At 32.5% G+C, this 19,876-nt stretch carries 20 protein-coding genes; 14 read left to right on the top strand and 6 right to left on the bottom strand.

The annotated features are described in order from the left end of the window. The first annotated feature begins 4 nt into the window (after positions 1–4). From KHA90_RS03605 to murI, 5 genes are all read left to right on the top strand, one after another. The gene (locus tag KHA90_RS03605) at positions 5–745 is read left to right on the top strand and encodes an isoprenyl transferase (protein ID WP_213295469.1); all 741 of its coding nucleotides are present in this window, start codon (positions 5–7) and stop codon (positions 743–745) included. Next, positions 678–3,425 carry a BamA/OMP85 family outer membrane protein gene (locus tag KHA90_RS03600; protein WP_213295466.1) on the top strand — a complete coding sequence of 916 codons (2,748 nt, stop codon included), beginning with the start codon at positions 678–680 and terminating at the stop codon, positions 3,423–3,425. Before KHA90_RS03605 ends, KHA90_RS03600 begins: the two co-directional genes overlap by 68 nt. A gap of 48 nt (positions 3,426–3,473) precedes the next feature. Further along, on the top strand, positions 3,474–4,490 hold the full coding sequence (locus KHA90_RS03595) for an OmpH family outer membrane protein (RefSeq protein ID WP_213295465.1): 1,017 nt from the start codon (positions 3,474–3,476) through the stop codon (positions 4,488–4,490). A 15-nt stretch (positions 4,491–4,505) separates the two neighbouring features. Then, entirely contained in the window at positions 4,506–5,009 is a 504-nt protein-coding gene (locus KHA90_RS03590) for an OmpH family outer membrane protein (RefSeq protein ID WP_198529562.1), read from the top strand. 151 nt (positions 5,010–5,160) lie between these two features. Beyond that, positions 5,161–5,937 (top strand): glutamate racemase, encoded by a 777-nt coding sequence (gene murI, locus KHA90_RS03585; RefSeq protein ID WP_213295462.1) that lies wholly within the window; start codon positions 5,161–5,163, stop codon positions 5,935–5,937. A 4-nt stretch (positions 5,938–5,941) separates the two neighbouring features. On the opposite strand, the gene KHA90_RS03580 is transcribed toward murI, so the two are convergent. Together KHA90_RS03580 and KHA90_RS03575 are read right to left on the bottom strand one after the other, a co-directional pair. Further along, positions 5,942–7,177, bottom strand: coding sequence for a PorV/PorQ family protein (locus KHA90_RS03580; RefSeq protein WP_213295459.1), 1,236 nt, complete (start codon positions 7,175–7,177; stop codon positions 5,942–5,944). Beyond that, a complete protein-coding gene (locus KHA90_RS03575) occupies positions 7,178–8,506 on the bottom strand; it encodes a DUF4270 family protein (protein WP_244860239.1) in 1,329 nt (442 codons plus the stop codon). It lies immediately after the preceding gene. A gap of 230 nt (positions 8,507–8,736) precedes the next feature. Here KHA90_RS03575 and KHA90_RS03570 point away from each other — a divergent pair, with 230 nt between their 5' ends. The 6 genes from KHA90_RS03570 (at position 8,737) to KHA90_RS03545 (ending at position 13,763) form a co-directional block, all read left to right on the top strand. Next, on the top strand, positions 8,737–9,576 hold the full coding sequence (locus KHA90_RS03570) for a DUF6268 family outer membrane beta-barrel protein (RefSeq protein WP_213295457.1): 840 nt from the start codon (positions 8,737–8,739) through the stop codon (positions 9,574–9,576). Positions 9,577–9,592: 16 nt separating this feature from the next. Continuing rightward, positions 9,593–10,600 carry a Kelch repeat-containing protein gene (locus KHA90_RS03565; protein ID WP_213295455.1) on the top strand — a complete coding sequence of 336 codons (1,008 nt, stop codon included), beginning with the start codon at positions 9,593–9,595 and terminating at the stop codon, positions 10,598–10,600. Positions 10,601–10,655: 55 nt separating this feature from the next. After that, on the top strand, positions 10,656–10,925 hold the full coding sequence (locus tag KHA90_RS03560) for a DUF4907 domain-containing protein (RefSeq protein WP_244860238.1): 270 nt from the start codon (positions 10,656–10,658) through the stop codon (positions 10,923–10,925). Further along, positions 10,926–12,032, top strand: a complete 1,107-nt coding sequence (locus tag KHA90_RS03555; protein WP_213295450.1) for a sensor histidine kinase — start codon at positions 10,926–10,928, stop codon at positions 12,030–12,032. It begins immediately after the preceding gene. Positions 12,033–12,049: 17 nt separating this feature from the next. Next, positions 12,050–12,760: a dioxygenase family protein gene (locus KHA90_RS03550; RefSeq protein ID WP_213295446.1), complete on the top strand. Its 711-nt coding sequence runs from the start codon at positions 12,050–12,052 to the stop codon at positions 12,758–12,760. A gap of 286 nt (positions 12,761–13,046) precedes the next feature. Further along, positions 13,047–13,763 (top strand): LytR/AlgR family response regulator transcription factor, encoded by a 717-nt coding sequence (locus tag KHA90_RS03545; RefSeq protein ID WP_213295444.1) that lies wholly within the window; start codon positions 13,047–13,049, stop codon positions 13,761–13,763. Between the two features lie 92 nt (positions 13,764–13,855). On the opposite strand, the gene KHA90_RS03540 is transcribed toward KHA90_RS03545, so the two are convergent. Both KHA90_RS03540 and KHA90_RS03535 read right to left on the bottom strand, forming a co-directional pair. Beyond that, the gene (locus tag KHA90_RS03540; RefSeq protein ID WP_213295443.1) at positions 13,856–14,371 is read right to left on the bottom strand and encodes a gamma carbonic anhydrase family protein; all 516 of its coding nucleotides are present in this window, start codon (positions 14,369–14,371) and stop codon (positions 13,856–13,858) included. Between the two features lie 10 nt (positions 14,372–14,381). Continuing rightward, positions 14,382–15,371 (bottom strand): PorP/SprF family type IX secretion system membrane protein, encoded by a 990-nt coding sequence (locus KHA90_RS03535; protein ID WP_213295440.1) that lies wholly within the window; start codon positions 15,369–15,371, stop codon positions 14,382–14,384. Between the two features lie 143 nt (positions 15,372–15,514). Between KHA90_RS03535 and KHA90_RS03530 the strand changes: the two genes are divergently transcribed. The 3 genes from KHA90_RS03530 (at position 15,515) to KHA90_RS03520 (ending at position 17,871) form a co-directional block, all read left to right on the top strand. Then, a complete protein-coding gene (locus KHA90_RS03530; protein WP_213295439.1) occupies positions 15,515–16,414 on the top strand; it encodes a NifU family protein in 900 nt (299 codons plus the stop codon). Positions 16,415–16,530: 116 nt separating this feature from the next. Beyond that, entirely contained in the window at positions 16,531–16,968 is a 438-nt protein-coding gene (locus KHA90_RS03525; protein ID WP_244860237.1) for a YtxH domain-containing protein, read from the top strand. Between the two features lie 90 nt (positions 16,969–17,058). Next, positions 17,059–17,871, top strand: coding sequence for a mechanosensitive ion channel family protein (locus KHA90_RS03520; RefSeq protein ID WP_213295437.1), 813 nt, complete (start codon positions 17,059–17,061; stop codon positions 17,869–17,871). A gap of 6 nt (positions 17,872–17,877) precedes the next feature. On the opposite strand, the gene tsaB is transcribed toward KHA90_RS03520, so the two are convergent. Next, complete coding sequence (gene tsaB, locus KHA90_RS03515; protein WP_213295417.1) at positions 17,878–18,552, bottom strand: tRNA (adenosine(37)-N6)-threonylcarbamoyltransferase complex dimerization subunit type 1 TsaB; 675 nt, start codon at positions 18,550–18,552, stop codon at positions 17,878–17,880. 26 nt (positions 18,553–18,578) lie between these two features. Then, positions 18,579–19,871 carry an efflux RND transporter periplasmic adaptor subunit gene (locus KHA90_RS03510; RefSeq protein WP_213295415.1) on the bottom strand — a complete coding sequence of 431 codons (1,293 nt, stop codon included), beginning with the start codon at positions 19,869–19,871 and terminating at the stop codon, positions 18,579–18,581. Positions 19,872–19,876 lie beyond the last annotated feature (5 nt).

Below are 19,876 nucleotides of genomic sequence, written 5' to 3'. Positions count from 1 at the left end.
AAAAATGAATTTACTAGACTCTATAGATCACAACAACTTACCCAAACATTTGGCCATTATTATGGACGGAAATGGACGTTGGGCAAAACAACAAGGTTTTTTAAGGGCGTTTGGTCACGAAAACGGAACAAAATCTGTCAAAAAAACAATTACAACTTGTGCTAAACTTGGCATAGAGTATTTAACGCTATACGCTTTTTCTACAGAAAACTGGAATCGCCCAAAATTAGAAGTCGAAGCTTTAATGAAAATATTAATCAATTCATTAAAAAAAGAACTTGGTACATTACAGGAAAACAATATCAAACTTAATGCAATTGGAAATCTTGATAAATTACCGAAATCTGCTCAAAAAGAACTTTTGGATGTAATTGATAAAACAAAAAACAATACACGTCTTACGCTAACTCTCGCTTTAAGTTACGGATCACGAGAAGAATTGGTAAATGCTGTGAGAATCATCAGTGATAAAGTTAAAAATAATATAATTTCAATAGACGCTATTGACGATTCAATTATAAATGAGCATCTTTACACGCAAAATTTACCTGACGTAGATTTATTAATACGAACAAGTGGAGAACATAGAATAAGTAATTTTTTGCTGTGGCAGATTGCCTATGCAGAATTATATTTTACTAATGTCTTGTGGCCAGACTTTAAAGATCAAGATTTATATGAGGCTATTATTAGTTATCAAAAAAGAGAACGTAGATTTGGAAAAACCAGTGAACAAATTAAATAATTTTTTAGTGTTACAAAAAAGAGTACAAATAGTCCTTACCCTACTTCTTTTGGGTAGTTTTTCACAAATAAAAGCACAAGAAAGAGTCCCTTTTGATCAGGGAAAAAAATATATTCTTGCTAAAGTATCTGTTGTTGGTAAAATAAGCTTCAATGAACAAACTGTAGTTACCTTTTCCGGTCTTCAAAAAGGACAGGAAATAACTGTACCAGGTGAAGAAATTAGTGGTGCAATTAAAAAATTAGGCAAACTTGGCCTTTTTGATGAAATCTCTTTCTATGTAAATAAAATTGACAATGATAGTATCTATTTAGACTTAAACATTGTTGAACTTCCTAAATTAAATGAAGTAAAATTTGTTGGTATTAAGAAAAGTAAAGTCGAAGGATTAATTAAGGATAACAATTTAACTAAAAACAAAATTGTAAATGAAAACTTAATTACTACAACCAAAAATTATATAGAAAACAAATATAAAAAAGAAGGTTTTTACAACACTAAAGTAACCATTACAAACACTCCTGATACCATAAACGGAAATCAGGTGAATATGCTTGTCAGGATAGATAAAGGTGATAAAGTAAAAATTAGCAGTATTGATTTCGTTGGTAACAAACAACTTACCAGTAATCAATTGAGATCTGCAATGAAAGATACAAAGCAAAAGAATTTCTTTCGCGTTCTTAAATCTTCAAAATTTATTCCTGAAAAATACAAAACCGACTTAGAAAAAGTTGTTGCTGCGTATAAGGAAAAAGGTTATCGTGATGCACGTATTATTTATGATTCTGTTAGTTATAACAAACAGAAAAATATGCTTGCCATTAAAATTAAAATGGAAGAAGGAAACAAATATTACTTTGGTAATATTAAGTTTCTTGGAAATACCGTTTACTCAGATCAATTATTAAATCGTTATTTAGGAATCAAAAAGGGAGAAACCTATAATGGTGTTTTACTTGAAAAACGTATTGCGGATAAAACAAAACCTGATGCTGAAGATATTACAAACTTATACCAAAACAATGGTTATTTGTTTTCTAATATCAATGCTGTAGAGGTAAAAACCGTTAACGATACTATTGATTTTGAAATTAGAGTTACAGAAGGTCCTATTGCTTATTTCAATAAAATATCTGTGGTAGGAAACGATAAAACTAATGATCACGTTATTTACCGTGAGCTTAGAACTAAGCCAGGTGAAAAATACAGTAAAGAACAATTGGTAAGAACTATTCGTGAAATTGGACAATTAGGATTCTTTGATCCTGAAGCAATTGATCCAAAATTCAAGAATGTTGATGCCGCTGCAGGAACTGTTGATATTGAATATCATGTTGTAGAAAAAGGATCCAGCCAGGTTGAACTTCAAGGAGGTTACGGTGGTGGAGGTTTTATTGGAACTTTAGGATTATCGTTCAATAACTTCTCAGCTAAAAACTTATTCAATAAGGAATCTTACAAACCATTACCTATGGGAGATGGTCAAAAAGTAGCGCTTCGTTTACAAGGAAGTACTTATTTCCAGACGTATAGTTTATCATTCTCAGAACCATGGTTTGGAGGAAAAAAACCAGTACAATTTAGTTCATCTATATCTTATAGCAAACAATTCCTTAACAATTATGCCACAAGAACTGTAGATAAAGATAAAAGCTTTAACATCCTTACATTACAAGTTGGTTTAGCAAAACGTCTTACTGTGCCGGATGATTATTTCGTTCTTTCACAATCTGTGAGTTACCAACATTATGATTTAAATAATTACAACACGGGTTTATTTACTTTTGGTAATGGAGCGTCTAGAAACTTAGCGTATACAATTGGACTTTCAAGAAGTAATAAAGGGGTTAACCCGATATTCCCAACGTATGGTTCAGACTTTAGTATTTCGGCAAAAGTGACACCTCCTTACTCATTATTTAATGGTATCAATTACGGAGATTTACAAAATCAAAAAGAATACAAATCACAATATACAGGAGCACCAACTTCAGGTTTAGACGGACAACCACTTAATCCTGGAGATTATGTAAAAACCGAAACTATAAATGGACAACCAGGAGTTGTAAGTGTTGGATCTGATTATGCAAATGCAGATACTGATCAGGGGAAAGTCGATCAAAAGAAATACAATTGGTTAGAATACTATAAAATCAAATTTAAAGGAGATTGGTATACTAAACTATATGGTAAATTAGTTTTAAGAACATTAACAGAGTTTGGTTTCTTAGGTGCTTATGACCAATCAAGAGGTGTTGTGCCGTTTGAACGTTTCTATTTAGGTGGAGATGGTATGGCAAATTACTCTATGGATGGTAGAGAAACAATCCAGTTAAGAGGTTATGAAAATAACTCATTGACTCCTGTAAATGCAAGTGGTGAACAAATTGGAGCGACAATTTACAACAAATTCTCTGCTGAATTACGTTATCCAATTACATTGAAATCGTCTGCATCTATTTATGCATTGGCGTTTTTAGAAGCTGGTTCATCATACCCAACTTTTAAAGATTACAATCCATTTGACCTTAACCGTTCTGCAGGTGTTGGTTTACGTGTATTCATGCCAGCATTTGGATTATTAGGTATTGACTGGGGTTATGGATTTGATCCTCAGCCGGGAGAAACTAAAGCGCATGGTAAAGAAATTCACTTTATTATTGGACAACAGTTTTAATAGAAAATTTATTACATTTGTGTAAAAATTTCAAAATAGACTAATGTTATGAGAAAACAATTTTTATTTATATTTTCAGCTTTTATTGTAGCATATACAAGTCAGGCTCAAACAAGAACGACAAGGATTGGTTACATTGACATGGAATATATTTTGGAAAATGTCTCTGATTATAAAGAAGCAAAAGCTCAGCTGGAGTTAAAAGCCCAAAAGTGGAAACAAGATATAGAAGCCAAAAAACTGGATATTAATATTCTTAAAGAAGGTCTTAAAGCCGAAAGAGCTTTACTTACTAAAGAGCTTATTGATGAAAGAGAAACTGAAATTAAATTTCTTGAAAACGAAATGCTGGATTATCAGCAGAAACAATTTGGAGCTGAAGGAAATTTAATTCATCAAAAAGCAGCACTGGCAAAACCAATTCAAGATCAGGTTTTTACAGCCGTTCAGGATATTGCCGAAGCTAAAAGCTATGATTTTGTATTTGATAAATCATCAGATCTGACAATGCTTTTCAGCAACAAAAAGTTTGACATCAGCGATCAGGTTATTCGTGTTTTAAACAGAACTGATAAACGTGAACAACTGACTAAAAAACAATTAAAAGATCAGGAAGCAAAAGAAAAAGTTGAAAATGCTATTGATGAGAATCCAGCAATGCAAGACCGACAAAAAGCTTTAGATGAAAAAAGAACTGCGAGAGAGAAATTAATTGAAGACAGAAGATTAGAGCAGGAAGCTAAGAAAAAAGAATACGACGACAGAAGAAAGGCCATTGCAGCAGAAAGAGAAGCGAAAAAAAATGGCACGGTTTCTGAACCAGCTAAAACAGATGCAACAGCAAAACCAGCCACAGCAACTGATGGAACAGCAAAACCTGCAACTACCGGAACTGAAGCAACAACGACAGATCCTTCAGTAGATAAAGCAGCAGAAAGACAAAAACTTTACGAACAGCGTAAAAAAGAATTAGAAGACAGAAGAAAGAAAATTTTAGAAGAACGAGAAGCGGCTAAAAAAGCAAAAGAAGCCGAACCACAAAAATCAAATACGACCAATAATTAATTAATATTTTTAAAAATGATGAAACAAATCAAAACTTTACTAATTGCTGCCATACTTATTTTAGGAGCAAGTAACACAATGAACGCACAAGCTAAGGTAGCTCATGTTGATGTTAGCGAGATTATGTCGAAAATGCCTGCAATGCTAGATGCACAAAATCAACTACAAAAATTAAGTGGGACATACGATGCAGAATACAAAAAAATGGTTGACGAATACCAAGTAAAAATCAAAAAATACGAAGGTGAAGCTGCAACTGTAACTGATGCTGTAAACGGAGAACGTTCTAAAGAGGTTCAGGACATGCAAAAAAGAATCGTTGACTACAGAGACAACGCTCAAAAAGAATTGCAACAAAAAGAAACTGACATCGTTAAACCATTAATGGAAAAAGTAAGAGCTTCTATCCAAAAAGTTGGAAAAGCTAAAGGTTTCCAATATGTATTAGATGGTTCTACTCTTTTATTAGCTGATGGTCCAAACATTACTGCTGATGTAAAAAAAGATTTAGGATTCTAATAAACGAATTTCTTAAAATCAAAACTGCTTAAACTTTAAAAGTTTTAAGCAGTTTTTTTTTGCATTATTTAAAATTAAAAAACAAAAAATATTCTCCTATTTCATGTAAATTGAAATATCAATTTATTGCAAAAAAGACTAAATTTGTATCATGACGAATAACAATCCTATAGGCGTTTTTGATTCCGGTATTGGAGGAACTTCCATCTGGAGCGCCATCCACGAATTACTTCCCAACGAAAAAACCATCTATTTAGCCGATAGTAAAAATGCTCCTTATGGTCAGAGAACCAAAGAAGAGATTGTTGCCCTGAGCAAAAAGAATGTTGACTTTTTACTTGAAATGAATTGCAAACTTATTGTTGTAGCGTGTAATACTGCGACGACAAATGCAATTCTGGAACTTCGTGGTGATTATGATATTCCGTTTATAGGAATTGAGCCTGCAATAAAACCTGCAGCTAATAATTCAAAAACACAAGTAATAGGCATTTTAGCCACAAAAGGAACCCTAAATAGTGAGTTGTTTAATAAAACGGCTGAGATGTTTCAAAACACTACAATAATTGAACAAGTGGGTCATGGACTTGTTCAGCTTATTGAAGACGGGAATTTAAATTCACCGGAAATGACTCAATTACTAGAATCGTATTTACAGCCTATGATCGATGCTAATATTGATTATCTGGTTTTAGGCTGCAGTCATTACCCCTATTTAATTCCGCAGATTAAAAAGATACTTCCGGAACACATTCAGATTATTGATTCAGGCGAAGCAGTTGCCCGCCAAACCCAAAATGTTTTACGCGAGAAAGTTGGTTTTACAGACATTCAAAACACAGATCCGATATTTTACGTAAATTCAAATCCTGAAGTTTTAAAATCAATTTTAGATTATAAATATACGGTTATAGAAAAAGATTTTTAAATCCCTACTCTATTTTTCGTTTTATAAACCAAATTCCGTCTAAAGATAAATTAAGGGAAATTTTATGGTAATTTTCTTTTATTAAATTGTCTGAAATACTACCTCTTTGTCCGTAAGAATACGAGATATGCAAAGCAGAATATGTGTTTTCTATAGGCAATGTAAGTCCTATGGAAATAGCTGCATTATTCACTCTTTTTCCATCAACTTCAAGATAGCCCGTATCAAAGTTTACACCTGTGGCATATTGAATCCTGTCCCAATATTTACGAATATTCTTTTTAGTGCTATAGGTAAATCCCATTGCAAAACGATCCTGGTTTACAAAATTTCCATATAACTCAGATTGATCGCTGTCACTCCATAAACTCTTTTCATAATCAAGCGTCATATTCAGGTTGTTTTTAAAACGCTTACTAATTCCTATCCCTATTTCTAAAGGCATATAATAATCGTCTGTTTTTGATGCTACATTCGATTCTACAGTTGTAATAACATCATCCGTAACCGTTTGAACAGTCTGCACTTTAGAAGCACCAATTTGCGATGGCAATTTAAAAGTCGTTGCAACTGTAAAAGTGGAATCAATTTTGTATTGCGCCCCTATTGTTGCTCTTACACCGCTGTAATTTGTTTTTTTCTGAATACTTGTAATTGAATTCATAATCAGGAAATTTCTATCATCAGTAGTATTTCCAAACAACACAGCTGCTGAAACTCCAAGAGATAATTTTTTCCCGAATCGATATCCATATGAAAAATCAAAATTATTCAATCCGCCCGAACCTGTAGCGGTTAAATAGTAATAATCCTGACTATTGTCTATTGGTAATTTTAAATTAGAAATTTTAAAAGCTGAACTTGAATAGGGCCGTAAAGCCACACTAAATCCTGAATTTTTAGTTATTGGAAAAGCAAAAGCAAGATGAGAAAATTGAAAATTATTACGGCTCTCGCTTCTTGAACTGCTTTGATAAGTGGTAGAAATTGCTTTTCCTCCAATATCAAACATGAAATGGTTTTGAGGTAAATATCCTAATGATGCAGGATTCAGATTGTTTATAAAGGTATCTGATGGCAAAGCAATTCCTGATGAACCAATTGCGGGCAATATCCCAAAATCAGCATCATACAAACTACCTACTCCGTATAATGAATATGGAGAACTTGAAATACTTTGAGAAAATGAAGTTAACGACATTAAAATGAAGCAACTTAAGTATATTATTTTACGTTTCATTTAGTAGGAGATGTAATAAATTTTAATTTGAATTTTATTATTCACATGTTTTTGATCTCCCAAAACAACTCTGTTTACTGCTTTAGAAATCGCTGGCAATGTTAGAATAAGAGATGATCTGGAATCAGATTCTTTCAGCATTTCTTTTTGTAAAAAAGCGCCAATTGGAACTGTGTAACCAATGTTTTCGTTAAACTCATCCGTCTTTTTATTCAAAATACCATAAACAGCAGTTCCTGCGGAATTTACTAATGAACCACTAACCCTGTTTAAGTTATCAGCCACATAAATTTTTAATGAATCGGCTAAAGGATATTGTTCAGAATATGTGTTATTAACTGGCTTTAGAAGCATTTGCGCATCTACAATTGCGCCATTTGCAGCAATATATTTGAGCTGCTTGATATTGGGGAAATCAATCCTACAGGCAACTCCGGTACCAGACTGAATAAATCCCTGCCTATTGGTTAATGTGCTGGATAATTTACTGGTTGAAACAGGCAAATTCTCTAATAATGTTCCAGTTTTATCTGAAGAAATACCATTGAATTGTTTCGCTGCATCTAAAATTGTAAAATCCATTATAAAAGGAACTTCTTCAGTATCTGCCTGATATTTTGAATAATACAATCTGACTTTACTTGTTGCTACATGAAAACCGATTACACTTGCTGAATTAGAAGTAGATGGCACAAGAACAAGTCCTTTTAAATATTCGTTGAAGGTGTCAAAATCTGTAATTTCTCTTTTCTTAAATTTCTGAAAAAGTGCCGCACCAAATGCATCACTCATTTTAATATTAACAGAATCTTTTTCAAGTGGCCTTGGTTTGTATGAAATCGTTCCGAGACTTTCATCACTATAACTTAAAACCGAATTATTATAAAAACTATTATCATCGGTATTTGGCTTAACCCTTTGCGTTAATCGATGAATATCAAACGTTTGTACTTTTGTTGTATCTCCATAATAGTATTTGTCATATTTTAAAATCATAGAAATAGAATCAAAAACATAATTAGTTGTTTCAGTATCAGATCCACTATTTTTTAATGTATAGGAGTCTGAAGCTAATTCAAAATAACTGTTTGATTTCACCTTTCCATAAAGTGGATCTTCATAATTGCCAATTAAAATTCGGCTTTGATTAGAAGTAACAAGTGAGTCAAAATTTATGGTAGACATATCGACTGTTACAGTATCAATCAAAATGACTTTATTGCCCAGAGCCAAATAATCAGATCCAACAACAAATTCGCCCGCATCTGCATCTGTTCCGCATGAAATTGCGGTTATTGCCAAAAATAACATCAATATAAATTTGTGCATAATCAATTTTTTGAACAAATATAAAATGCACTCTTCTGCACTGCACTATAACATATACAGTCACGCGTTTTTGTACTATAAAAAGCAAAAAATCATCTACAATACATTAATACCAGTCAATAGTTCATTCAGCCGGAAAAAAGGGGATTTAGTCTATCAAAAAGTGCCATACATATATCTTCTTTTTTTTAAAACCATTAGCCACTTACTTTTGAACCAATAAATAAGTAATGAAAACAAGGTTTATAATTTGTTCATTTTTTCTGATTTCAATTTTCAGCATGAAAGCTCAGGATAACTTTTCTGTAAATATGAATGTAAAAACAGCACCTACAGCTAAAGTTGATTTTACTGAAACCAACATAGGCATTTCATTTAATAAAAAAATAAGCGATAAAAACTTTATAACAAACACATTAGAATATTCGAATTTGAAAGTGAATTATGATTTAGGCAGTTTTAATGCCTACGAGAATTTAGATGGATTTAATCAGATTAAGAACAAGTTTGAAATTTCTCATGCAATCTCAAACACAACAAATCTAAATTTTTCAATTACTCCAACAGTAAATTTTCAAAGTGATTTAAACGGTGATGATTTCTCGGTTTTAGGAAGTTTTGAAATTAAACAGCAATTGAATTCAAATATGAATATTAACATTGGTGTAGCCCGAACAACAGTTTTTGGTTCTCCTAAATTCATGCCCGTTTTATCATTGAACTATAAAGTTAACAACGAAAGTTCCTTACTGATTGGATTTCCGGATTCTAAAATTTCATATGCTAATAATAGCCGAAATCAATTTAGCTTAAGTAATAGTTTTAACGGTAATTTTTATCATTTAGACACACAAAACAATTTAAATAATGCTTCAAAAGTTAGCTTATCGCAAATGACTTCGGCATTTGAATATGAAAGAAACGTGGATAAAAACTGGTTTTTAAATTTTAAAGCCGGATATGATTTTGACAAAAAATACGATCTGATTGATAATAAGAATCATAAAGTATATGATTTTAATACCGGCAATGGATACGTTTTAGGAATTGGCATCAAATACAAACAATAAATAAATTTAATACACTATGAATAATTTGAAAAAAGGAATATTATTCGCGGCATTACTTTCAAGCCTCGTTTTTATAGGCTGCAGCAACGATGATGACGATGATGATTTAGTAGGAAACTGGATTAAAAAATCTGCATTTGACGGTCCTGCAAGATCTAGTGCAACCAGTTTTGTTATTGGTGATTTTGCTTATGTAGCAACCGGTTATACTGGCGATGTATATTTAAAAGATTTATGGGCATACAATTCTACGGGAGATTATTGGGAACAAAAAGCAGATTTTTCAGGAGTTGGGCGCAGTTCTGCTTCTAGTTTTACGCTTAACGATAAAGGATATGTTGGTCTGGGATATGATGGAACTAATAAATTAAAAGACTTTTATCAATATGATCCTACGAGCAATAGCTGGACGCAAAAAACTGATTTTGCCGGAACCGGACGTTATGCTGCCGTTGGTTTTCAGGCTGGCGGAAAAGCTTTTTTCGGAACTGGATACGATGGAAATTATCTTAAAGATTTCTATCAATATGACGACGTCACAAATGCGTGGACGCTTGTAAACGGATTTAGCGGAAATAAAAGACGTAATGCTACGGCTTTTGTAATTGCTGATAAAGTATATCTTGGAACCGGAATCAACAATGGCGTTTATCAGGAAGATTTCTGGGAATTTGATCCTGCCACAGATGTATGGACAAGAAAACGTGATATCGACAAAGATACTGATGATGATTATTCATACAACGATGATTATGCAATTGTTCGTTCAAACGCTTCTGCTTTTACTATGAACGGATTAGGCTATATTGTAGGTGGAGAAAGCATAAAAACAATTTGGGAATATAATCCTACCAATGATTTATGGACAGAAAGAACACCAATGGAAGGTGCAAGCAGAACAGATGCTGTGGGATTTGCAATCAATAATCGCGGTTTTTATATGTTAGGAAGAGTGGGTTCAACTTACTTTGATGATGCCTGGGAATTTAAACCTTTAGATGAACAAAGTGACGACGACAATTAATACAAAAAGACTATTCTTCCGGAGTAAAATCCGGAAAAATTTAGTGTTTCTTTTATTGGCTTTACAATTTACTGCCTGTGTCAAAAATGAAAAAACTTTTAAAACCGAATCCTTTAGAACTACGTCAGGTTATGGATATTCGATCATTTTAAAAAATAAAATCATTATCAGGCAGTCTATTATTCCGGTAATAGGCGACACTAAAAGTTTTACGACAGAAGGCGATGCTCTAAAAGTAGCTGATTTAGTAGTAAAAAAACTGAATCAAAACATATCGCCAACGGTAACCAAAAATGATTTAATTTTATTAAAAATAAAATTATAAATGAAAATAGATACCATCAGAAATACCAGTTCAAATAAAATTTTGTTCCATTGCATCATATGGGTTTTCTTTATCCTGACTTCATTAATTCAGTTTTATGAAAGTCCGTTTAGGATCAACAATGATTTTTATGTACAATGGACTACAGGAATTATTTTGTTTTATCTGAACTATTTTTATTTGGTTCCCGCTTTGCTTTTAGAAAAAAAATACTGGCTTTATTTTGTGTTTGTGTTTTCGTTGATTTTACTTTTTATGATTATCAGGATCAATTATTTTATTCCTGATTTCTCAGAAGTAAGACATCTCAAAATTCGAAATATGCCACCGCCTGAAGATTTTAAATTAATGTACAAAGGAAGAAGACCGACCATAATGGCAACGAGACAACCTTTATTTTTTAAAATTGGACCTTCGTTTTTCTATATTTTAATTATTACAATAAGTGCCATTATCAGGACACTTACTGAATTTTACAACAATCAACAAAACAAGTTAATTGCCGAAACGCACAGAACAAATACTGAATTAATTTATTTGCGCAAACAAACTAATCCGCATTTTTTATTCAATTCCTTAAACAGTATTTATTCGTTGGCACACAAAAAATCTGATTTGGTCCCTGATGCCATCGTAACATTGTCAGAATTGATGCGCTATATGCTGTATGAAACTGATAATAAAACGGTGGCTTTAGAAAAAGAAATCAATTACATTCAAAATTATATTGAATTACAAAAACTAAGGCTGAATAACATCGAGGATATTGTTATCAATGTTCACGGTGATACCAGAAACAAGTTTATTGAACCTTTACTTTTGATTTCGTTTGTTGAAAATGGCTTTAAATATGGAACCGATTACAAAGGTGCCGCGCATGTAAAAATTAAGATTTTTATTCTGGAAAACAGTCTTGATTTCTGGATAGAAAACACAATTGAAAACTATGTAAAAGATCCTGAAAATTCAGGAATTGGACTTGTAAACATTCAAAGCCGACTGGATTTGCTTTATCCAAACGCGCACAAACTTACAATAACAGAAGACAATCAATATTATCGTGTGCATTTGAACTTAGAATTAGATAAAATTCAAACTGCAATTTAATTAAATAGTAACTGATTATGGATAGAAAAAAATTCATTCGAAATGGCATTTTAGGAATTGCTTCGCTAGCAACAGCTTCTAAATTATTAGAATCCTGTTCTAAAAGTGACAATGATGATTCCGGCACAAATTCTTCGGGAGACGGAAGCTGTACCGTTTCTCCCGCTGAAACCAAAGGTCCGTTTCCTATTAAAACGCCGAGTCAGTTGGTTTTAGAAAACATAAAATCTGACCGCGTTGGAGTTGCGTTGCTTATTAATTTAGTCATCGAAAACACAAACAATAATTGTTCCCCATTGGCTGATGTTTTAGTTGACGTCTGGCATTGCGATAAAGATGGAAACTACTCTGAATACGGCGGAACATCTATGCAACAAACTAATTATACGTCAGTTCATTTTTTAAGAGGAAGACAAACGACAAATTCAAAAGGCGAAGTTTCGTTTATTTCGATTTTCCCTGGTTGGTATCAGGGCAGAGCACCACATATTCATGTTGAAGTTTTAAGCAGTAGCGGTTCATCATTACTGGTAACACAAATTGCTCTTCCTGAAACTGTTACAAGTACTGTTTATTCCAGTACAAATTATGCTGCTCACGGTCAGGCCGATACTTCAAATACAAAAGACAACGTGTTCTCGGATAGTTTATCAGATGAATTAGCAACCTTAACCGGTAATCTTACAGATGGTTACACTTTAAGCAAAACGATTAACGTGAAGGGATAATTTTAAAAATTAATGTATGTGTGTTGAAAAATATTAACACATAGAAACATAGATTTAATAGAGTAAACAGAACTCAAAAAAGAAATACATTTATTCCACATAGTGAGCCTTGTGTATTTAAAATAAGTGAAACGCCTATTATAATCCCAAAATCTATGTATCTATGTGTTAGAATTAATTATACATAAAATTAAACCCGTATTTTATGATAATTTTAAAACTTAAATCACTGGTTTAAAACTACTTTTGCCTGCCAAAACAGATTTACTAATTTAAACTTCAACAAATGAAATGCGTAATTATAGACGATGAACCTTTAGCGGTCGAATTATTAGAAGATTTTGTTGGAAAGGTTGATTCTCTTGAACTCATCAGCACTTTTAATAATGCTATTGATGCCGTTTCATTTATCAATCAAAACAATGTAGATTTGATTTTTCTGGACATTCAAATGCCGCATTTTTCAGGAATTGATTTTTTAAATACAATCGAAAAAAAGCCTTTGGTGATTTTTACAACAGCTTATTCTGATTATGCAGTTGAAGGTTTTAATCTTGGCGCGGTAGATTATTTGGTTAAACCAATTCCGTTTCATCGTTTTTTAAAATCAGTTGTGAGAGCACAGCAAATTTTAAATCCTGCTGCAAATGTTCAGGCAATTTCTGAGAACACTACAGTACCGGAATTAGAACAGGATTTTATGTTTGTAAGAGCAGAATATGAAAACGTAAAAATGAATTTTGCAGATATTCTTTTTATTGAAGGTTTAAAAGATTATGTCAAAATTTACACTACAGATAATAAATTTACGCTGACTTTAATCAGTTTGATAAAACTCGAAAATTTACTTTCAAGCAAAGGATTTTCCAGAATTCACAGATCTTATATCATTAATATAAAACACGTAAAATCAATTCAAAAAAATAAAGTTTTGATCAGCGACAAACGAATTCCGATAAGCGAAAGTTATAAAAATTCCTTTTTCGAAAGAATCAACTTATAATACTTTAAATTCCAAAAACGAAAAATTCCAAATTCCAATAGAGTGTGATACAATTGGAATTTGGAATTTTTAGTATTTGGAATTTTATAATTTTATTCCTCTTTGAACCAACCGGAATACATTACATAATTGTTTGAGATACGCTCAATTTCACCTGCAAAATCAGATTGGTCAATGTCTTTTACTTTTTTTGCCGGAACACCAGCATAAATAGTTCCCGAAGGCACAACGGTATTTTGTGTTACAACAGCTCCGGCGGCAATGATCGAATTGCTTTCTATCACACAATTGTCCATTACAATAGCGCCCATTCCTATCAACACATTATCATGAATTTTGCATCCGTGTACAATTGCATTGTGTCCTATTGAAACATTGTTTCCTATAATAGTTGGATGTTTTTGATATGTGCAATGAATAATTGCGCCGTCCTGAATATTTACTTTATTCCCGATTGTAATAAAGTTTACATCACCACGAATTACAGCATTGAACCAAACACTGCAAGAATCTCCAAAAGTAACATCACCTACAATAGTCGCATTTTCGGCAACATAACAATCCTCTGGAATAGAAGGCGTTTTTCCGTTTACAGATTTAATCAGCATAATAAAAAATTTAATTAATAGCGGGACAATTACAATCGTAACGTTCCTTTTTACAAAATAAATTGATACCTAAAGTAATTTGATGGTATCCTCCTGTGTCAAATTTTACATCGCCCGTAACCTGTGAGTAGGTATAAGCAAACATAAAATTATTATAATTCAAACCTATTATAGGCGTAATATATTGCAGTTTTTGTGCCGCCACTCCACTTGTTGTACTATATTGAGCACCGTCAAAACTTCTTCTATAAGATAAAGCAGCCCATAAACTTCCAAAATCCATACTCTTGTAGGCTTTCATGTTTAAATCAATTGATTTCTGTTTTGTCTTATCAAACAATTGAAATAAAACGGAAGGTTCCCAGGTTATATTATTTCTTTTACCAAAAACATATCCTGCACTTAATAAAAATTTTCTAACATTATCACTTTCATAATCGGTGTACAATTCCCGTCTGGTTTCAAGTGCGCCCTGAACTGTTGCATGAGCATAAAAATCAAGATAATTATAGGACGCTCCAATATCCATATTAAAATAAGAATCTTTTTGAATCTGACCAAAAACAATTGGATCAAAAGACCCGCCAAATTGAGTTTCATCTAACTGACTTTGAATCACTCCTCCGCTAATACCAAACGAAAGCTGATTTAAATCAAGTTCATCTCTGGAAAACATAATATGATGCGCATAAGTAAGTTTTACTCCTTTTTGTGAATGGTAACCGTTTTTGTCATTAAAAATAATGATTCCGGCTCCGGAGCGTTCACCAATTTTTCCGTTAAAAGTCAAGGTTTGAAGCGCCGGTGCATCTTCCTGACCAAACCATTGTTTTCTGGCGGTCAATCTTATTTTGGCACAATTCGCCGCGCCCGCCATCGAAGGATGAATTAAATAGTAATTATCTGATAAATAATCAGAGTAAACAGGAATTCCTTCTTGTGAATAAGAGTAAAATGTTGTAATCAAAAAAAGAAATAAAACCCTGATTCTAAATTCCATAAAGGCAATTATGTTTAAATAAATTTTAGACTATTCAATTTTAATACGATTAATTTGAAAAGAGTCTTAATTATTTTATTAAAAAATCAAATATAGGTATTAGTAGAAAATAACTTTACTAAATTTGTGCAAAATTACAAATCATGACAAAAATCACTATAAAGGAAACTCAAAATCCAACTATCCTAAAGTTCGAGTTTGAAGATTTCATTACCAAAAATCAAAATTTTGAATTTAAAAATATTGATGAAGCGGAAGCATCGCCTTTAGCACAACAATTATTTTATCTTCCGTTTGTAAAAACAGTATATATTTCAGGCAATTTTATTGCTATAGAAAGATATAGTATTGTAGAATGGGATGATGTAAAAGATGCTGTGGCTGAGCAAATTGAATCCTATGTAGAAAAAGGTGGCGTTATTATAAAAATCGACGAAAACCAACCTAAAAAGCAACCAATTACGGTTTATGGAGAAACAACTCCAAATCCTGCTGCTTTAAAATTTGTTGTTAGCAGAATGTTGACTAAAAATGCTGTTGAATATAAAAATATTGACCAGACTGCTTCTTCTCCATTAGCAAAAGAATTGTTCAAATTTCCTTATGTTAAAGAGGTATTTATTGATGAAAATTATATTTCGGTAACTAAATATGATATTAACGAATGGGATGAAATTACTTTAGAAGTAAGATCATTTATCAAACAATATATCGAAAACGGAGGAACTGTTTTAGATGAAACTTTAATTGAAGTTGCTACTAAAAATGACGTAACAAAAGATGAAGCTTTTGATAAATTAGATGTTACTTCACAACAAATTATCAACATTTTAGAAGAATACGTAAAACCAGCAGTTGCGGCCGATGGTGGAAATATTGCTTTTGACTCCTATAATGAAAATGACAAAACGGTAAAAGTAATTTTGCAAGGAGCTTGCAGCGGTTGTCCGTCATCTACATTTACTTTAAAAAGCGGAATCGAAAATATGCTTAAAAGCATGTTGAATGATGAAGCAATAAAAGTAGAAGCAATAAATGCATAATAATTTATTCAAATAAAAATAGAAAGCGTCTCAAATGAGGCGCTTTTTTATTGAATTCGTATCTACTTAATTTTCAATAAATTATTATCCCTTAATAGCCTAAAAATAGTTTAATATTGTATTCTAAACTAATCAATTTTATAACCATGGGATTATCTTCATTTTTCAAGAATTTATTTGGCTCAGCCAAAGATTCTACAACAAATTTGGCTACTGAAGCCGAAGTTAAGTTTGAACAAGCTAAAGAAGCTGCTGCTCCTTACATTGATAAAGCAGAAGCTTTTGCTGAGGAAACTATCGAAAAAGTAAAAGAAGCTTCAGAACCTATACTTGAAAGTGCGGTAGAATATGCCCATAAAGCAAAAGATATCGTTAGTGAATATGTAGAGAAAGCTTCGGATTCATTAAGCGATGTAATTGATTCTGTAAAAGAAAAAACAACTGAAACTTCAAGTGCAACTACAACTATTGTTCCTGAGGATATAGTTGTGAATGGTGAGAAAACCGAAACCGCAACTGACGAAATTATTGATACGATTCCGCCTAAGGAATAACGTACATTTTTTCAAATAAAAACAAAATATAGCTATATTTGCACCGCTAATATGCCTTCTCTTTTGAGAAGGTTTTTTTTATTTAAAAAAATGAACATGAATCCAGACCAGCTTAGTAATTACGTCACTAGATTTATTGACGTATTAGTTGATTATGCCCCAAAATTAGTTTCTGCTTTTATTATTTTATTTGTTGGAATTTACGCCATCAGATTGATAAACAGAATTATTACAAAAGTAATGGTTCAAAGAAATTTAGATCCTACATTGACAAAATTCCTTTCGGATATTTTAATTTGGGCGCTAAGAATTTTACTTTTTGTGACTTTTATTTCAAAATTAGGAATCGAAACTTCGTCATTTGTCGCCATTTTAGGAGCAATGGGACTTGCGGTAGGTTTATCATTGCAAGGCTCTTTATCAAATTTTGCGGGCGGAATGTTGATTATCGTTTTTAAACCTTTTAAAGTTGGCGATACTATCGAGGCGCAAGGTGTAATTGCAACAGTATTAGAAATTCAAATTTTTGTGACTAAAATGCTTACCGGAAACAATCAAACCGTTTTTGTACCAAACGGCGCTTTGTCAAATGGAACTATTATCAATTATTCGATGCAGGGAGAAAGAAAAGCCGATTTGACTTTTTCAATTTCTTATGATTCAGATATCAAGAAAGCGAAAGAGATCCTCTTAGATGTTTTAGTTAAAAATCCAAAAGTCCTTAAAACTCCTGCTCCGGAAGTTTTTGTAAAAAATTTATCAGCAAGTTCTATTGATTTCGCAGTTCGTCCGTGGGCAAAAAATGCAAATTACGGAGCTGTTTTTTCTGAAACGCTGGAGAATTGCAAATTAGCGCTGGACGAAGCAGGAATTTCAATTCAGCCTTACACCATTCAGAAATAAAATAGTTTATTGTTTTTTTGATGGAGGTGCCATCATAAAATCTTTTAAATAATACGGTTCAAAATAAGCGACATCTACAGTGTCGCTTTTTTGGTATTTATCATAACTAATTTTGCTCATTGCCGATGCAGATGGATATTTGATTTCTTCTAAAAAAATAAAGTTTTCCTTTGTCAAAACGGGTTTGCATTTCTCAGCACAATCACCAACAAAATAAATGGTTTCAGTATATTCTAAAAAAGATTCTTCGGTAATAACTTCTGCTTCAATACCTCTTTCAATGTCTAAATTGGCATTAAAAACTTCGCTGTACACTTCCATTCTTCTTGCATCAATCATTGGAATAATTTTCCCGTCAGAAACGTTTGCCTGCGACGCTAAAGTCTGTAATGTATCAATTGCAATCAAAGGAATATTTAAGGCATAACACAATCCTTTTGCAGCCGAAACTCCTATTCGTAAACCCGTGTAAGATCCTGGTCCCTGACTTACTGCAATTGCAGATAAATCCTGAACTGAAATTCCTGCTTCGGCAATTGCTTCTTCAATAAAAACATGCAGTTTTTCGGCATGTGAATACCCTTCTTCAGCAATTTCTTTACATACAATTGTTTCTCCGTTTTTAGCAATAGAGACTGAACAATTTTTTGTAGCCGTTTCGATATTAAAAATAAATGGCAAAGTATTTAATTTAAATTATTAAAAAATTATTTTTTAGGTAAATCTGCTTTTTTCAGTTTTACTTTATCACCGGAATTCAGATCTTTAGATACTGTTGTATAAGGTCCGGTAATCACTACATCACCAGGTTTTAATCCTGACATTACTTCAATATTAGTATCGTCCTGAATACCTGTTTTAATAATTCTGATTTTAGCTTTATCACCTACTTTTACAAAAACACATTCGAATTTTTTATCTGCTTTTGGTGTTACTTTTTTATCATCTGTTGGTTCATCTACTTTAACATCTTTTACAGCAGTTGTATCCGCTTTTACAACAACAGAACTAATTGGCACTGCCAAAACATTATTTTTAGTTCTGGTCATAATATCCACTGTCGCAGTCATTCCTGGTCTAAAAGGGGAATAAGTACTTGGCTGACCTTCTAACAAATCCTGGTATGATTCTTTTAAAATACGAACCTTAACTTTAAAATTAGTTACCTGGTCTGATGTTAATGTTGTGCTTGCCGAGTTCGAAATACTGGTTACAGTACCTTTAAACTTCTTTTTTAAATAAGCATCAACTTCAACATTTGCCTCGTCTCCAATTTTTACTTTTACAATATCATTTTCGTTTACATCAACTTCAACTTCCATATTGTTCAGGTTCGCTACTCTTAAAAGCTCTGTCCCTGCCATTTGCTGCGTTCCTAAAACTCGCTCTCCCAATTCAACATTCAATACTGAAATTGTTCCCGCAGCCGGTGCATAAATCAATGTACGTCCTAAATTATCTTTTGCCTCAGTTACAGATGCAGAGGCGCTCTGAACATTATAATAAGAACTTTGTTTGGTTGCTTTTGCCACCTCAAAAGTCGCAATCGACTTATCCCAATCTGATTTTGATATTACTCCTTTGTCATATAGCGTTCTATTACGCTCATAACTTGCTTTTGCTTCTTTAAAATTGGCTTCAGACTGTGTTAAACTTGCCTTTGTGCCTGATAAATTTGCTACAGATCTGTCTAATCCTGAAGTATATAAATCCGGATTTATTTTTACTAATAAATCTCCTTTTTTTACAACCTGACCTTCTTTAACATTTAAAGCGATAATTTCACCTGAAACCATTGAGGAAAGTTTTACCTCAATTTCCGGCTGAATTTTACCTGTTGCAGAAACTGTTTCTATTATTGTTGAAGCAATTACTTTTGAAACTTCTACTTCTTTTCCTTCATCCTTATTTCCTATTACTCCCGCTTTTGAAAGACCTATTAAAGCCACGATTAGAATTACTGCACCGCCAAGTAAGAAATAAATTGTTTTTTTTGACATAATAA

Origin of the sequence: Flavobacterium psychroterrae, from assembly GCF_018380615.1 — a bacterium.
Lineage (GTDB): Bacteria > Bacteroidota > Bacteroidia > Flavobacteriales > Flavobacteriaceae > Flavobacterium > Flavobacterium psychroterrae.
This window is presented reverse-complemented; position numbering and strand designations above follow the sequence as displayed.

Excerpts from the sequence above, each read along its gene's own strand:
- KHA90_RS03550 (WP_213295446.1), top strand. The coding sequence starts at position 12,050 with ATGGATAGAAAAAAATTCATTCGAAATGGCATTTTAGGAATTGCTTCG.
- KHA90_RS03540 (WP_213295443.1), bottom strand. The coding sequence starts at position 14,371 with ATGCTGATTAAATCTGTAAACGGAAAAACGCCTTCTATTCCAGAGGAT.
- KHA90_RS03545 (WP_213295444.1), top strand. The coding sequence starts at position 13,047 with ATGAAATGCGTAATTATAGACGATGAACCTTTAGCGGTCGAATTATTA.
- KHA90_RS03605 (WP_213295469.1), top strand. The coding sequence starts at position 5 with ATGAATTTACTAGACTCTATAGATCACAACAACTTACCCAAACATTTG.
- KHA90_RS03595 (WP_213295465.1), top strand. The coding sequence starts at position 3,474 with ATGAGAAAACAATTTTTATTTATATTTTCAGCTTTTATTGTAGCATAT.
- KHA90_RS03520 (WP_213295437.1), top strand. The coding sequence starts at position 17,059 with ATGAACATGAATCCAGACCAGCTTAGTAATTACGTCACTAGATTTATT.
- KHA90_RS03555 (WP_213295450.1), top strand. The coding sequence starts at position 10,926 with ATGAAAATAGATACCATCAGAAATACCAGTTCAAATAAAATTTTGTTC.
- KHA90_RS03570 (WP_213295457.1), top strand. The coding sequence starts at position 8,737 with ATGAAAACAAGGTTTATAATTTGTTCATTTTTTCTGATTTCAATTTTC.
- KHA90_RS03565 (WP_213295455.1), top strand. The coding sequence starts at position 9,593 with ATGAATAATTTGAAAAAAGGAATATTATTCGCGGCATTACTTTCAAGC.
- murI (WP_213295462.1), top strand. The coding sequence starts at position 5,161 with ATGACGAATAACAATCCTATAGGCGTTTTTGATTCCGGTATTGGAGGA.
- KHA90_RS03575 (WP_244860239.1), bottom strand. The coding sequence starts at position 8,506 with ATGCACAAATTTATATTGATGTTATTTTTGGCAATAACCGCAATTTCA.
- KHA90_RS03530 (WP_213295439.1), top strand. The coding sequence starts at position 15,515 with ATGACAAAAATCACTATAAAGGAAACTCAAAATCCAACTATCCTAAAG.
- KHA90_RS03600 (WP_213295466.1), top strand. The coding sequence starts at position 678 with ATGAGGCTATTATTAGTTATCAAAAAAGAGAACGTAGATTTGGAAAAA.
- KHA90_RS03535 (WP_213295440.1), bottom strand. The coding sequence starts at position 15,371 with ATGGAATTTAGAATCAGGGTTTTATTTCTTTTTTTGATTACAACATTT.
- KHA90_RS03510 (WP_213295415.1), bottom strand. The coding sequence starts at position 19,871 with ATGTCAAAAAAAACAATTTATTTCTTACTTGGCGGTGCAGTAATTCTA.
- KHA90_RS03590 (WP_198529562.1), top strand. The coding sequence starts at position 4,506 with ATGATGAAACAAATCAAAACTTTACTAATTGCTGCCATACTTATTTTA.
- KHA90_RS03580 (WP_213295459.1), bottom strand. The coding sequence starts at position 7,177 with ATGAAACGTAAAATAATATACTTAAGTTGCTTCATTTTAATGTCGTTA.